Annotated in this window: 14 protein-coding genes; 10 read left to right on the top strand and 4 right to left on the bottom strand. The window is 46.6% G+C overall.

Annotated features, from left to right (window positions below; genetic code table 11):
* The first annotated feature begins 52 nt into the window (after positions 1 to 52).
* Positions 53 to 853, top strand: a complete 801-nt coding sequence (locus NAF29_RS12675; RefSeq protein ID WP_251261961.1) for a transporter substrate-binding domain-containing protein — start codon at positions 53 to 55, stop codon at positions 851 to 853.
* A 58-nt stretch (positions 854 to 911) separates the two neighbouring features.
* Here NAF29_RS12675 and NAF29_RS12670 read toward each other — a convergent pair whose 3' ends face one another.
* Together NAF29_RS12670 and NAF29_RS12665 are read right to left on the bottom strand one after the other, a co-directional pair.
* Positions 912 to 1,832, bottom strand: a complete 921-nt coding sequence (locus NAF29_RS12670) for a histone deacetylase family protein (RefSeq protein ID WP_251261960.1) — start codon at positions 1,830 to 1,832, stop codon at positions 912 to 914.
* A 79-nt stretch (positions 1,833 to 1,911) separates the two neighbouring features.
* Positions 1,912 to 2,679, bottom strand: a complete 768-nt coding sequence (locus tag NAF29_RS12665) for a TatD family hydrolase (protein ID WP_251261959.1) — start codon at positions 2,677 to 2,679, stop codon at positions 1,912 to 1,914.
* Between the two features lie 152 nt (positions 2,680 to 2,831).
* Here NAF29_RS12665 and NAF29_RS12660 point away from each other — a divergent pair, with 152 nt between their 5' ends.
* Complete coding sequence (locus NAF29_RS12660; protein WP_251261957.1) at positions 2,832 to 3,281, top strand: GNAT family N-acetyltransferase; 450 nt, start codon at positions 2,832 to 2,834, stop codon at positions 3,279 to 3,281.
* Between the two features lie 79 nt (positions 3,282 to 3,360).
* Here the strand turns inward: NAF29_RS12660 and prfC are convergent, their stop codons facing one another.
* Entirely contained in the window at positions 3,361 to 4,941 is a 1,581-nt protein-coding gene (gene prfC / locus NAF29_RS12655; RefSeq protein ID WP_251261954.1) for a peptide chain release factor 3, read from the bottom strand.
* A gap of 462 nt (positions 4,942 to 5,403) precedes the next feature.
* Between prfC and NAF29_RS12650 the strand changes: the two genes are divergently transcribed.
* The 6 genes from NAF29_RS12650 (at position 5,404) to NAF29_RS12625 (ending at position 10,552) form a co-directional block, all read left to right on the top strand.
* Entirely contained in the window at positions 5,404 to 6,717 is a 1,314-nt protein-coding gene (locus tag NAF29_RS12650) for a GGDEF domain-containing protein (RefSeq protein WP_251261953.1), read from the top strand.
* A gap of 79 nt (positions 6,718 to 6,796) precedes the next feature.
* Entirely contained in the window at positions 6,797 to 7,708 is a 912-nt protein-coding gene (locus NAF29_RS12645) for a TraB/GumN family protein (protein WP_251261952.1), read from the top strand.
* 9 nt (positions 7,709 to 7,717) lie between these two features.
* A complete protein-coding gene (gene smrA / locus NAF29_RS12640) occupies positions 7,718 to 8,302 on the top strand; it encodes a DNA endonuclease SmrA (RefSeq protein WP_251261951.1) in 585 nt (194 codons plus the stop codon).
* A gap of 2 nt (positions 8,303 to 8,304) precedes the next feature.
* Entirely contained in the window at positions 8,305 to 8,670 is a 366-nt protein-coding gene (locus NAF29_RS12635) for a CidA/LrgA family protein (protein WP_251261950.1), read from the top strand.
* Positions 8,660 to 9,373, top strand: a complete 714-nt coding sequence (locus NAF29_RS12630; protein WP_251261949.1) for an LrgB family protein — start codon at positions 8,660 to 8,662, stop codon at positions 9,371 to 9,373. Before NAF29_RS12635 ends, NAF29_RS12630 begins: the two co-directional genes overlap by 11 nt.
* Before the next feature lie 87 nt (positions 9,374 to 9,460).
* Positions 9,461 to 10,552, top strand: coding sequence for a ketoacyl-ACP synthase III (locus tag NAF29_RS12625; RefSeq protein WP_251261948.1), 1,092 nt, complete (start codon positions 9,461 to 9,463; stop codon positions 10,550 to 10,552).
* 61 nt (positions 10,553 to 10,613) lie between these two features.
* Here NAF29_RS12625 and metE read toward each other — a convergent pair whose 3' ends face one another.
* Positions 10,614 to 12,953 (bottom strand): 5-methyltetrahydropteroyltriglutamate--homocysteine S-methyltransferase, encoded by a 2,340-nt coding sequence (metE, locus tag NAF29_RS12620; protein WP_251261947.1) that lies wholly within the window; start codon positions 12,951 to 12,953, stop codon positions 10,614 to 10,616.
* Positions 12,954 to 13,087: 134 nt separating this feature from the next.
* Here metE and NAF29_RS12615 point away from each other — a divergent pair, with 134 nt between their 5' ends.
* Positions 13,088 to 14,017 (top strand): LysR family transcriptional regulator, encoded by a 930-nt coding sequence (locus tag NAF29_RS12615; RefSeq protein ID WP_251261945.1) that lies wholly within the window; start codon positions 13,088 to 13,090, stop codon positions 14,015 to 14,017.
* Between the two features lie 47 nt (positions 14,018 to 14,064).
* Positions 14,065 to 15,063, top strand: a complete 999-nt coding sequence (locus NAF29_RS12610; RefSeq protein ID WP_251261943.1) for a LacI family DNA-binding transcriptional regulator — start codon at positions 14,065 to 14,067, stop codon at positions 15,061 to 15,063.
* Positions 15,064 to 15,101: the final 38 nt, after the last annotated feature.

Genomic DNA, 15,101 nt, shown 5'->3' with positions numbered 1-15,101 from the left:
GGGTCTTTGTCAATTTGTAGGCAGGCATCTTTCATAAACTAGGAATATAACAATGAAAAAATTGATTTTGAGCGCGCTGTGCGCCTGCGCCATGATTTTCAGTTCTGTGGCCTCTGCGGCTGCTCCAATTTTGGATCAAGTGATTGCTCGCGGTGAATTACGTGTGGGGTTAACGGGCGACCAGCCACCATTCAATGCCACCACTCGAGATGGACAACTCATGGGCTTCGATGTTGACCTTGCAAGAGCGTTTGCAAGTGCAATGCAGTTGGAATTAAAGATCGTTGATATGCCCTTCGGCGAACTCCAAAAAGCCATCGAGCAGAAAAAAGTAGACATGGTTATTTCAGGGATGGCGATCACGCCGTCGCGCAGCTTGGATATGGCTTTTATCGGTCCATACATGATGTCTGGCAAGTCTATCTTGGCTAAATCGAAAACACTTGATCGCTTACCCAATACCGCCGACTTCAACTCGCCAAACGTGCGCGTTGCAGCATTAGAAAAATCAACCAGCATGACGTTTGCCGAACGATACCTGCCAAATTCAAAGCTTGGTACTGTGGAGAACTACGACGAAGCCATTCAACAATTGCTGAATGACAAAATCGATATTATGGTTGCAGATCTACCCATTTGTAAATTGGCACTGTTGCGTCACCCCGGTAAAGGTTTAACGACGATGAAGCGTCCGTTAACCGTTGAACCCATTGGTATCGCTATGTCATTGGAAGACCCTCAATTCGTTCAATTGGCCGATAACTACCTCGAAACATTTGAAAAAATGGGCTTGTTAACTGAGCTTAAAGACAAGTGGTTTGATAATGGCGAATGGGTTGCATCGTTACGTTAATTGACCCCCCAATCTACTGAACTGACTCTAAAAGCATGGCTCACAAGGCCATGCTTTTTTAGTTTGCACCTTGCACAAACACTTCGTGCGCGACTTCAGCAACAATACAATGCCGTTGTGCCAATGCCACTTGGTTTTTGTCATATCCGCCTCCAATGACTGTGGCCACAGGCACGCGCTTGTCTTTGCAATAGTTTAAAACCCGTCGTTCTCGGCGCCGAATACCGTCCAAGCTAATATCGAGCAGCCCAAGTGGATCGTGCTGCCAAACATCCACACCGGCATCGTACAAGACGAAGTCCGGTTGGAAAGTGGTAAAGCAATGTGCCAACGTTTCAGACACTCGGTCTAAATACGCCGAATCCGATAAGCCTTTGCTAAGGCCTACATCAAAGTTACTGGTTGATTTGCGATGGGGGAAATTCTTTTCGCAATGCACTGAACAGGTATAGATGTCGTCATCCTGTTGAAGAATAGCTGCGGTGCCGTCGCCTTGATGCACGTCGCAATCAAAAATCAAAATGCGCCGAGCTTTACCCATTAAGATTATTTTTCGGGCGGCATAGGCCAAATCGTTGAAAATACAAAAACCCGATCCGAACTCATAATGAGCATGATGTGTTCCGCCTGCGAGATGGCAGGCGATGCCGTGTTCAAGCGCAAGCTCGGCGGCTAACAAGGTTCCATTGGGCGATAAAAACGTGCGGGTACGCAGCCCTTCACTCCACGGCAGTCCCATGCGCCGCATGGCTTTGACATCGAGCTCATCCAAATCAAAATTACGAATGTAGTGTGGGCAGTGCGCCACGCTTAAGTCAGCCGCAGAGCAGGAACTGGGAGTGTATAAGTTATCGTCTGTGAGTAACCCTAAATCGCGCACGCGCTGTTGCAACAAGCCAAACTTATCCATTGGAAAGCGATGCTTAGCCGGAAAGTTGAAACTGTAGTTGGGGTGACTGACAAATGGAATACAGAGCATGAGCGCGCAACCAATGAAATCAATCGCAGTATCCTAGCAGTTGCAGCGATTGAACAATAGCAGCGCCACAAAGGGTTGCTTAGTTAGCGAATAATTCAAGGCTGTTGAGCCATAATTGTTCGGCCACGTCGTCTTGATTTTGTCCTCTTAATTCAGCCAGAACAGAGAGCACCTTGGGCGTATATTCAGGACTATTGCGTTGCCCTTGCCGACCGCTCAATGGCATATCAGGCGCATCTGTTTCAAGCAGCAAAGATGCTAACGGTAAACGGGCGACAGCAGCTCTAGTTTTGGCCGCTCGGTCATATGTGATTGTGCCGCCTATGCCTAATTTCAAGCCTAAATTGATGTAACTCAGCGCCAGCTCATAAGAGCCACTAAAGGCATGTATGACGCCTCGAATACCGTTTAGTTTTTTAAGCTCTGATTGCAATTCGCTGTGTGCTTTGCGCACATGAAGAATCACGGGTAAGTCGCATTGATGCGCCAACTCCAACTGAGCCCGCAAAAATTCTAGCTGCTTGGGCATATCTTCTGGAGCAGCCACTTTGTCTAAACCACATTCACCTACAGCCACCAACCCATTGGGCTTTACCGTTAAGAGGTCTTCAAGCCGTTTCAGATCAGCCGGTTGGTGGTGTTCAATCCAGCACGGATGTAGCCCCAAGGCAAAACGAAGCATAGGGTTTTCTGCAAGGTCTATAACGCGTTGCCAATCGCTGCGCTGGACCGCGGGAACGAGTACTCGCGACACACCTTGACGGCAACAACGCGTCAGAACATCTGCTCTGTCATTGTTGAATACGTCAAAATCAAGGTGGCAATGCGTATCAAAAATTGGTTTCACTCGTTCACCCTCGAACATGGTTACTGACCCATTCTACGATAGACGGGTATTTTAGCCTTGCCATTGCATGAATATTTTTGCATGTGTGAATACGTGCTTGATCAGAGACTTGATTACAAGCAGACTATCCCCGTTAATCAAGGGAGTTTGTGATGAAAATTGTTCGAGCTGACTTAAGCCATATCGATGCTTTGGGTGAGCTATTTGACAAGTATCGCCAGTTTTATGGACAGCATACCGATCTCACGACAGCTAAGCGTTTTATTCGTGATCGCTTGTGGAATGAAGAGTCAGTGATTTTCATGGTTTGGGACGAAAGTAATAAGCCGGCAGGGTTTGCTCAGCTTTATCCCACCTATTCTTCAGTGTCTATGCGCAAAGTATGGATTGTGAACGATGTGTTCATTGATCCCGATTTTCGCTCGTCAGGGTATGCCAAAGCCCTGCTCGATGCGGTGTCGCATTACGGTAAACAAACCGAGGCGCTAGCACTGAAATTGGCTATATCAGCAGACAACGATCCCGGTAAAAGTCTATATGAATCAGCAGGATTTACGCGAATTACTCAATTTGATCATTACACCCATCGACTAGACGACTAAGCCCTAGGCTCTTTGTCAAGTACAAAAAAGCACCTTAAAAAAGGTGCTTTTTCATATTCGATTTTCAAATAAAAGCGGCTTAGTGCTCGCGCGTTTTCAAGAATTGAATATCTGGGTAACGTTCCATCGATAAATTCAAATTCACCATGGTCGGTGCGATGTATGTTAAATTATCGCCGCCATCAAGCGCTAAGTTAGTTGACACTTTACGACGGAATTCATCTAGCTTTTTCGCATCGTCACAATGAACCCAACGTGCTGTTGCAACGCTAACTGATTCATAGATGGCCTCAACTTTATATTCAGACTTTAAGCGCGCAACAACCACATCAAACTGCAAAACCCCTACTGCGCCAACAATCAAATCATTGTTGTCCAGAGGTCGAAAGACTTGCACAGCTCCTTCTTCAGAGAGCTGCACCAAACCTTTGAGTAATTGCTTTTGCTTTAACGGATCACGTAAGCGAATGCGGCGGAACATTTCCGGTGCAAAGTTTGGAATCCCCGTAAATTTAAGCTCTTCACCTTGTGAGAAGGTGTCACCAATTTGAATAGTACCGTGATTATGCAATCCTATAATATCGCCAGGAAATGCTTCATCGGCATGGCTACGATCACCAGCTAAAAAAGTCACCGCATCGGAAATCGCAATGTCTTTGCCTATCCGCACATGGCGCATTTTCATGCCTTTGCTGTATTTGCCAGAACAAATTCGCATAAAGGCAATACGGTCTCGATGTTTGGGGTCCATGTTGGCTTGAATTTTAAACACAAAGCCTGTGAACTTCTCTTCTTCAGCTGTTACCGATCGAACATCGGTTTCGCGCGGCTTCGGTGTCGGCGCCCAATTGGTTAATCCTTCAAGCATGTGGTCAACACCGAAATTACCTAGTGCTGTACCAAAAAACACCGGAGTCAGTTCACCGGCATCAAACATTTCTTGGTCAAATTCGTTTGAAGCCCCAACGACCAACTCAAGTTCTTCACGCAACGTTTCAACTAGACTCTCATCCAAACGCTTATCTAGCTCTGGGTTGTCGAGACCTTTGATCACATCAACATCTTGAATCATGTGGCCGTGACCTGACTGATACAAAATCACTTCATCGCGCAGCAGATGATAAACACCTTTAAACTCTTTACCGCAACCAATCGGCCAAGTAATGGGCGCACACATGATGTTGAGTTCGCGCTCAACCTCATCCATGACTTCCATTGGATCTCGAATATCTCGGTCGAGCTTATTCATAAACGTAATAATGGGGGTATCGCGCAAACGTGTCACTTCCATCAGCTTACGCGTCCGATCTTCCACACCTTTAGCAGCGTCAATCACCATCAAACATGAATCAACGGCAGTCAAGGTCCGATAGGTGTCTTCAGAGAAGTCTTCGTGACCTGGTGTATCGAGCAGGTTCACCAGCGCGTCACCAAACGGAAATTGCATCACAGATGTAGTGACCGAAATTCCACGTTCTTTTTCCATTTCCATCCAATCTGACTTGGCATGCTGCCCCGACCCGCGACCTTTAACGGTACCGGCGCGCTGCAACAAGTTCCCGTACAACAGGACTTTTTCGGTAATGGTTGTCTTACCGGCATCTGGATGCGAAATAATCGCAAACGTGCGCCGCTTGGAGACTTCTGTGCTCAGACTCATGGCTAACCAATAGTGATGTTCGAAATTGGCGCGTATTGTCTACGATTTAGCACTATTTCTCAATCAATTCACCGACCGTATTCAGTGAATTAAACCCTGTTGCAGATTGTCAGTAAAAAATGGGGATCTCTTTTAGTGTAACGCAGAGCGCTTACGCGCAGGCTTCAAGTATTGAAGCTATGTTCTATCATTGATCATTAGATGCAATTTTAGAGTGACTCAATTTTGGCACCTAGCCAATTAATAGCTCGTTAACCAGGCATATGTGACCCATGCGTTAAATTTATTATAAAAATGTCACACCCCCTTAACTTGCATGATAAAAACGACTGAGTTCGGCTAATAAATTTGACTAAATAACAGGCAACTGTAGCATTAAACGCTCTCTCCCAAAATTCACATTTACAATGAGAGGAAAGCGACTATTTCAATCACTTTGCACACGCGGAGCAATTCACCCATATGAAGTCTTTGCATTGGCTAGTGTTCTTATTGATATTACTCACAATGGCAACCATTGTGAGTTACGAACGTTACATGAACGAAACGATCATGGTCGATATCAGTAGCGGACATTCGCTTGATATCGGTTCTGATGCGAAATCAAATAACGGCTCATCTTCTGCTGAATTACTTGATCAAGGTGACAGCATCGAGCTTCACTGTGCTCTCCGAAGCCACCAGTACCCCTATCCATACTGCGATATCGGCATGAGCCTTGGCGCTGCGCCTCTGGGAATTAATTTAAGTCAATTTTCCAGCGTAACTCTCGACCTTTCAATTGATGGGCCTAAAGATCCTTTCATACGCGTTTACCTCATTCAGTCAGTGCCTGTTCGCTCAAGTAAGCCTCAGTATTTACATGATAAATATAATCAAATTGAGTTCAAACCAAATTTTTACGACAATAAAGTCGAAGTTCCACTGAGTTTATTTCGCCCAGCTCAATGGTGGTTGGAACAAACCAATACCGATTTACTCAATTCAGGTAGCGAGCTTACAAATATTATTGCCGTCAGAGTCAGCACTGGGCAAGGGGCTGTTGATGGAGACTATGTCATTCGGATTAATTCGATTGCATTCAATGGCAAACTCATCTCTCGCGCAAACTTATATCTATGTATTATTTTGGCGTGGGCCGTAGCTGGAGCCCTAATCACCTATTTCAGTTTTCAGTCGGCCAAAAAGCAACTGAACGCCAGCCATTCAAAAGCAATGCAACTCCAACAAGTCAACGATGCACTTCAGTTGCAAACCAAAAGCTTTCAACAAGCTTCTCAACGAGATGCGCTCACTGGGTTATTTAATCGTGCAGCCCTTCGCGATAGGCTTCCAGACTGGATGAACCGAGTCAATGAGAATCAGGATCGTCTGTCATTGGTATTGTTTGATATCGACCACTTCAAATCTGTAAACGACGGGCACGGGCATGATATTGGCGATGAAGTACTGGTTCACTTGGCTAAAATAGTCAGCCAATCATTACGCCACCAAGATTTACTGGTTCGATGGGGTGGAGAGGAGTTTGCTGTATTCTGCCCTCAAACAGATGTGAAGCATGCTGAAATGATGGCCGAGAAGGTTCGCAAGGCCATTGAAAGTTCAGAATGGCCAGCTGAGCTCAACATCACCGCGAGTTTCGGAGTGAGTGAATATTATGCTTGGGAAGATATTGGTAAATTCGTCAAACGCGCGGATCAGGCGCTCTATCAATCGAAAGCAAACGGCAGAAACACCGTGTCTGTAAGTGGCCTAGACCAACTCAACAAAGCATAAATAGCGTGCGGATGTGATTGCATAGACGGCCTTCGGTCGTCTATGCTAAAGGCATCGCTTTTTCTACATTAAAATCAGCATGAAAACCGCTTTTAAAGCAATCGCGTTTCCTCTCGTACTGCTCTTTTTTTCGTGCATTTCATTTGCGCAAACAGGCGCTAGCCCTGCATTGTATGAAGCCCAGAAAGGCGAACTAAAGCTGCAAATCGTTGGCTCAATTCACGCTGGCCGAGACTCTTTTTACCCACTCTCAAGTGACATTGAACACGCTTTCGAACAAGCTGATGTGCTGTATTTGGAAATTGCCCCTGAGCACATGACAGCGCCCATGATTCAACAGGCGATGATGCAATATGGCGTACTCAGTACTCCAATCCCCTTGAGCAAACGCATGAACTCAGAGCTTTATGCCAAACTTGTTAAAGAGCTGCAAGTCAGCCGCTTGCCTGCGCATCAATTGATGTTCATGCGCGACTGGAGTGTTGTGATTCAACTGACCGTTGCTGCCATTGAACGAATGGGATTAAATTCCGATCATGGCGTTGACCAGTATTTTGCTCAAAAAGCTGACAGCAAGGGAATTCCGGTATTAGGCCTTGAAACACTTGATGACCAATTCAGCGCGCTATCTAGTATGGATAACATCGGCGCCGATGCTTTATATCAAAACTACTTTGATGAACTAGCATTATCAGAACAGTGGCTTACCGACGTTGAAGCCGCATGGCGCAATGGCAATAGTCAATCACTTAACACTTTGTATACTGAATATGATGCGCGTCAAATAGACTCAGAAACGATGCAAAAGCTGCTTATCGACCGCAACATCAATTGGCAGAAAACGCTCAGTACGCTTAAAGATGACAAAGTCTACATGGTGGTAGTGGGAGACATGCACGTTCACGGTGATACCAACATTTTACAGCTACTCAAGCAATCTGGCTTTGAAATTACGCGTATAAATAAGACGACTTCCACTTCAAACAAGTGAGGTATGGCGATGCAAGACAATGATCAATTTGCCGATTTTTTCGATGATGTAACTCCGCTAGAGCCAACTGACAAGGTACCCACGTTGCACCGGCAGCTTGCCCGTGAACAAGCACTTATTCGACAACAAGCCGCCGCGAACTCTACATCGAAAGACGATGATCCCATTAGCGAAGATCAAGAGATTGAACTCGTAGATCCCATGGATATGCTGAGTTTTCAACGCCCTGGGGTGCAGCATGGCGTATTTCGGAAGCTTCGGCTGGGACACTACGATATTCACATGACGCTCGACTTACACCGGCATAGTGTTTCTGATGCTCGACTGGCGGTTATTCGCTTTGTTCGTCAATGCCTTAAACAAGGCGAGCGCACAGCCATTATTGTTCACGGTATAGGCCACAAGAGTAATCCACAAGCCATGCTCAAGAGCTGTATCAATAGTTGGTTACCCCAACTTCCAAACGTATTGGCCTTTCACTCATGCAACAAGCTTGATGGTGGATTGGGTGCGGTATATGTCATGCTGTCGAAAAGCGAAGAAGCCAAACAAAAAAATAGAGAGCGTTTTCAGCAACGCCGACGATTCGACTAAATATGTCAATTCACTTGTTCCACTTCATTCGTGCAGCCTTGATCATTTTAGGCTGCCTGTATGGTTGTAAGTGGCTTGCAACTCAGGTGAGTTTGCCCCTACCCGCAGCCATCGTGGCCATGTTGCTACTGTTTATTTTATTGTCTACCCGTGTCATTAAAGAGCAATGGATTCGTCCAGCTGCCGAACCGCTGCTTCATTGGATGGGATTATTTTTTGTTCCAGCAGGGGCTGGCGTGATTGATCACCTTGGTTTGCTTGAGCAAGAAGGCGTGGCACTTGTAGCCGCTGCATCCATCAGCACAGTGGCCATTATTTTAACGGCTGGTCACCTTTACCAATGGTTGGAGCGTCGCGATGATCAATAGTGATGCTTTCATTGTAAGTTTTGCTTTTGCGAGCCTCACCGTCATGCTTTTTGTGTCTGCGCGCTGGCTCTACACGACCACTCGGATCTCATTACTCAACCCCGTGGTTGTCAGTATTATTGTGCTCGCAGCAGGACTACTTGGGTCCGACATTCCCTATCAAACATACGAACAAGGCGGACATTGGATTGATTGGTTTTTAGAGCCATCGGTTGTTGCGCTAGGTTATCCGCTTTACCAACAGTTACAAGAAATCAAGCGGGATGCGGTGAAACTCATCAGCGTCTGCGCCATTTCCTCATGCGTGGGAATTCTCAGTATGATCGGCATATGTGCCTTGCTTGGGCTAGGAAAAGACTCCCTCACATCTACCGCCCCAAAAGCTGTAACAACCGCCATTGCCATGGTGATTAGTGAAGAACAAGGCGGCATTCCAGCCCTAACTGCGCTCACCGTTATTTATGCCGGTTTGTTAGGCAGTTTGGTGGCGATACCACTGATGAACCTAACCAAAATCCACACCCCGAAAGCTCAAGGGATAGCAATGGGCAGTGCGGCTCATGCTCTAGGCACCGCCCGAATTAGAGAGGAAGGTCATACTCATGGCGCCTACAGCGCTTTGGCATTGGTGCTATGTGCTATTTTCACCGCTCTTTTAACACCTATACTACTTCCTATCGCACTTCGCTTACTCGGCTATTGAGCCAACTGATTGTTTTAGCTTACTATGCACACCAACCTAAGATTGAGTGTTTGAACCACTCTTTTCAACGAAGAAAGGCGGTTTTTCATGCCATTTGCAGAAATTACTGGATGGGGCAAATGCCTTCCTCCTGCGGTATTAAGTAATCAAGATTTAAGTACCTTTCTCGATACGTCTGATGAGTGGATTCGGAGTCGCACCGGTATTCAAGAGCGTCGAATTGCTCACGTTGAAACCAGCGATTTAGCCACTGTTGCCGCACAACGCGCATTAGCCGCTGCGGGTCTGAATGCCAGCGATATAGACATGATCATACTGGCCACTGCCAGTCCAGATACTTTGATCCCTTCCGCCGCAGCGAAAGTTGCGCAGAACCTCAACATGAAACAGCCTGCGGTCTTAGACATTAATGCTGCCTGCACAGGCTTTCTGTATGCTCTGCATATGGCCACAGGTCTTGTGCGTTCAGGCATGAATGAGAAAATTCTGGTGATTGGTGCCGAGCGCCTCACTCACTATTTAGATTGGTCTAAGCGCGACAGTGCCGTTTTATTTGGAGATGGCTCTGGCGCGGTTGTGGTTGAAGCCAGCGAACAAGAAGTGGGGCTATTAGCCTCTTCCATTGGTAGCGACCCTGAAGCCCGCGAAATTTTATTCATTCCAGATTACGGCACATCAGCCAGCCGCTTTCATCAACCCAATGGCATATACGCGCTGAACTTTGTAGGCCCAGAAATCTTTAAACGTGCCGTTAAAGGCATGGGAGAAGCCGTAGGGCAAGTCATGCAAAAAGCTGGGCTGTCGAATGATGATGTTGACTTTGTTTTGCCGCACCAAGCGAATCTTCGCATTATCGAATCGCTGGCTAAACGTTTAGGGGCCGATGAAAGCAAGGTTCTGGTAAATATCCAAAACTACGGCAACACTTCAGCCGCTACGATTCCTATCGCGCTAGCCGAAGCACTGGAAGCGGGCCGTATTCAACCGGGAGACAATATTATGAGCGCTGCGTTTGGAGCAGGCTTAACTTGGGGCGCGGGTTACATCAAATGGGGACAACGCATTACTCCGGTAAATACAAGTGATGCGGAATTACCACACACGGATAAAACAGCCTTGGAATTGCTTGATGAAGCGATTGAACAGTGTCGAACCCACGGCGCTGGTAGTATGATTTAAAGCAAATTGAAGATCTAAAAAAGGCAGCGTGAGCTGCCTTTTTTATGCGAACTTGAGGTTGTTAAGCTGTTTCAAGTAGATTCGATTCAAACTGAGCAATATCACTCTCGTGCTGAACCCGCACGTGTTTTGCAGCTTCGACCATATTGGTCAATGCGGCCGTCGTTTCAGGCCACCCTCTGGTTTTAAGGCCGCAATCCGGGTTGACCCAAATTCGATTCAAGGGCAAACATTCCAGCGCTTTGTTCAGTTGCTCGACCATGTAGCCGGTGCTCGGAATGTTCGGTGAATGAATGTCATATACCCCTAAACCAATCGCATTGGGATACTCAAAGTCATCAAAACTTTGGAGTAATTCCATGCCAGAGCGGGAGGCCTCAATTGAAATCACATCGGCATCTAAATCGGCAATAGATTGCATAATGTCCTCAAATTCGCAGTAACACATATGAGTATGAATCTGAGTTTCGTCCTTCACCACTGCGGCACTAAGTTTAAATGCATCCACAGCCCAACTCAGGTACTCATCCCAATCTTTTGTGCGCAGCGGCAAGCCCTCACGCAATGCAGGCTCGTCTATTTGAATGACCTTTAAGCCAATACGTTCAAGATCTTTCACTTCATCGCGAATGGTCAATGCAATTTGCTGCGCCACATCAGAGCGCGGAAGATCAGAACGCACAAAGCTCCAGTTCAAAATAGTCACAGGACCGGTCAACATTCCTTTCATCGGCTTTGTGGTTTGTGCTTGGGCAAACTCACTCCAGCGCACAGTCATAGGCTCAGGGCGAGAAACATCACCGTAAATCAAAGGCGGCTTCACGCAACGTGAACCATAACTTTGTACCCAACCCAAACGACTGACAGCGATACCATCGAGCAGCTCGCCGAAAAACTCCACCATGTCATTTCTTTCAGGCTCTCCATGAACCAGTACATCAAGACCCATGTCGTCTTGGCGTTTCACCACATCAATCACTTCCTTCTCTAAAAATGAATCGTACTGTTGAGCCGAAATCTTGCCCGCTCTGAATGCTGCACGTTGCTTACGAATATCTGGAGTTTGAGGAAACGATCCAATGGTGGTGGTTGGAAATGCTGGCAAGGCTAAATGTGCTTGTTGCGTGTTTATGCGGGTTACAAAATCACTTTTTCTCTCACAGTGCTCTGGCAACACAGAGAAGGCGCGCTGACGCACCGACAGGTTCAAAATACGGGGGGAGTATGCCTTTTGACGTTGAACCTGGTCACTGTCAGTAAATAACGCTCGATCGGTAAACGACTGGCAACCATTGAGAGCTCGAGTCAATGCGCCAATTTCATTGAGCTTTTGGCGCGCAAAAGCCAACCAACCTTTGAGTTCTTCGTCTAAATCATGCTCCACGTCAGCATCAACAGGCACATGCATTAACGAGCATGACGGGGCAATCCACAATCGATCTCCACGTTGCTCATGTAACGGCGTTAGTTTTTGCAGCTCTAAGCTCAAGTCTGCACGCCAGACATTACGACCATCAATCACACCGACCGAGAGAACCTTATCTTCTGGCCACCGTGTGGCGATATCAATCACCTCATCCGCTGCGCGAACAGCATCAATATGAAGACCATCAACGCCTGATGCTATGACGGCTTCCAACTTTTCAGCCACACCACCAAAGTAGTTAGCGAGTAATATTTTTCCATTAAAGTCACGCTTTAATTGTGCATAACTTTGAGCCAATGCAGTGACCCATTGCTCGGGTAAATCTAACGATAGGATGGGCTCATCAATCTGCACCCAATCAGCGCCTGCTGCGCTTAGCTCGTTTAATAATTGCTGATAGGCCGCTAGCAAGCTCGGCAACAAAGAGAGCTTGTCGAATGATGCGGCTTCATCGACTGATCTGCATTTACTCAACCACAAAAAGGTCAATGGCCCAACCACAACAGGTTTTGCGTCATGGCCAAGCACCTTGGCTTTCACAACGTCGTTGATTAATTGTCGAGATTTTAAATTGAATGTTTGATTCACAGCCAACTCGGGTACCAAGTAGTGGTAGTTGGTATCAAACCACTTCGTCATTTCGAGCGCTGCAGATGTTTTTCCACAGCAATCCGTTGCACCGCGCGCAAGGTTAAATAGCTGTTCCAGTTCTGATGCGTCTTTACGATGGCGGTTTGGGATCACGTCAAATGTAAGACACAACTGCAAAATATGGTCGTAATACGCAAAATCACCCACCGGAATAAGATCTAAACCCGCTTGTTGCTGCCATCCCCAGTTTTGTAATTTAATAGAGTCAGCTTGATGTTCGAGCTGCTCGACTGAACTATCGCCACGCCAAAAAGACTCCAGCGAAAATTTTAATTCTCGACTTGCGCCGATGCGAGGAAAACCAAGATTGTGTGATAAAGCCATGACCAAATTCCTTTAGACGTTTAGATGGCTAAATTATGGCGACACACCGAACATGAATCAATCTCATGTTTTTACCATTAAACACGATTTTTTTTCATGTATAATCTTTCTCATATTTTCCAAAAGGTTTAATCATGCTCGAGCTTAAACATCTCAAAACCATGCTTGCATTGAAACAAGCGGGCTCTCTTGCCAGCGCTGCCGATGTGCTGCATATGACACAATCGGCCCTGTCGCATCAGCTCAAAGAGCTCGAAGGACGATTTGAACAGCGCATGTTTGAGCGCAAGAGCAAGCCATTGCGTTTTACGCCGGCAGGTGAACGAGTGCTTAAACTTGCAGAGCAAGTCATGCCCCTTGTGGTTCGTACGGAAAGCCAGCTCAAACAATTACAACAAGGCGATGGTGGGCGTTTAAATATGGCCATTGAGTGCCATAGCTGTTTTCAGTGGTTACTTCCTGCATTGGAGCAATATCGGCAAATTTGGCCCAGTGTCGAGGTCGATTTTTCCAGTGGCTTTCACTTTGATGCCATAGAGGCATTGATTGCAGGTGAACTGGATCTAGTGATCACCGCAGATCCCGAGAATCATGCAGACATTGAGTATTTTGCGCTGTTTCGCTATCAAAATTTGATGTTGATGAGCCCTGATCACGCTCTAGCTCAGCAAGATACGGTCAATGCAAATGACTTGGCCGACCAACACCTCATTACTTACCCTGTCGATCCTCACAAGCTTTCTGTATATCGAGATTTAATGATCCCAGCGGGTGTTGTGCCTAAAAATGTGCGACAGGCTGAACTCACATTAATGATTGTTCAGCTTGTACTGAGTGGTCGCGGCATCGCTGCGCTGCCGAATTGGGTGATTGCCGAATACATTGAAAAAGCGAGCTTATCTGCCATCCCTTTTAGCCCGCCTTTGTGGAGCACGCTATATGCAGCAGTCCCCAAACAAAAAGCTCATCAAGCCTATTTGACAGGGTTTGTCGACATTGCTAAGTCGAGCTGCTTTTCTCGCTTGAGCGATATCATGGCAGTTGCAGGTGGTCATCGCATTTAGTTGAAAACTGAGAGATAATCGACCCGCAAATTTGACGAGTGAGTATCATGGCAACCATTAAAGATGTATCAGAAAAAGCAGGTGTGTCACAGGCGACGGTGTCGCGTGTTCTCAATGGATCCGATAAAGTCGTTGAGTCGACCTGCGAAAAAGTAATGGCCGCCGTAGAGGCTCTAGGATATCGCCCAAATACCCTTGCTCGAGCGATGGCATCTGGACGTTCAGGAATTGTTGGCATGATGGTGCCTGAACTTGCTTCTCCAGTGTATTCGCCGCTCATGGGCGAAGCAGAAGCATTACTGCGCAAGCACTCCAAGCAGCTTATTGTAGCCAGTGGTCATTGCGATCCAAAATTAGAGCGAGAAGCCATCGATTTTTTGTTGCAGTGTCGATGCGATGCGCTCATTTTGATGGCCGAAGCCGTGAGCGACGAATACCTTTTAGACATTGCTAAAGCGAATGTTGAAGTTGTCATCGTTAACAGAGCGGTTGATGGCTTAGAGTCAAATTGTGTATCACTCGACAATATTGCAGGCGGCAAACTCGCTACACAGTTCCTCATCGATGCGGGCCATACTCACATCGGCTGTATTACGGGCCCTCAATTTAAACCGGATGCTCGCGATCGCCAAAGCGGCTTTTTACAAGCGTTGCGTGATCATGAAATCGCTTACTCGGCAGACCGTATTACTGAGGGAAATTACACCGAACAAAGTGGCTACGAAGGCATGAAATCATTGTCTTCAAAAGGAGTCAGTGCAGTGCTTTGTGGAAACGATGAAATGGCATTTGGCGCCATTGCATACTGTCGAGATCATCAAATAAAGGTGCCCGAGGACGTCTCCATTATGGGCTTTGATAACCTCCATTTTGCACGCTACACCTACCCTGCACTAACTACGATGCACTTTCCCATTGATGAAATGGCGATATCAGCAGCACACTTGATTTTGAACCGATGCTATAACATCGATCCAACTGCCCCTATCACCCGCCGCTATCAGCCAAATATTGTTGAGCGACAATCGGTCAACAAAAGCGCATAAAAAAGGCCTGAATACTCAGGCCCCTTCACATCAATATT

Origin of the sequence: Echinimonas agarilytica (assembly GCF_023703465.1) — a bacterium.
Lineage (GTDB): Bacteria > Pseudomonadota > Gammaproteobacteria > Enterobacterales > Neiellaceae > Echinimonas > Echinimonas agarilytica.
Note: the sequence above shows the minus strand (reverse complement) of the source record. Positions and strands in the feature narration are given on the sequence as shown.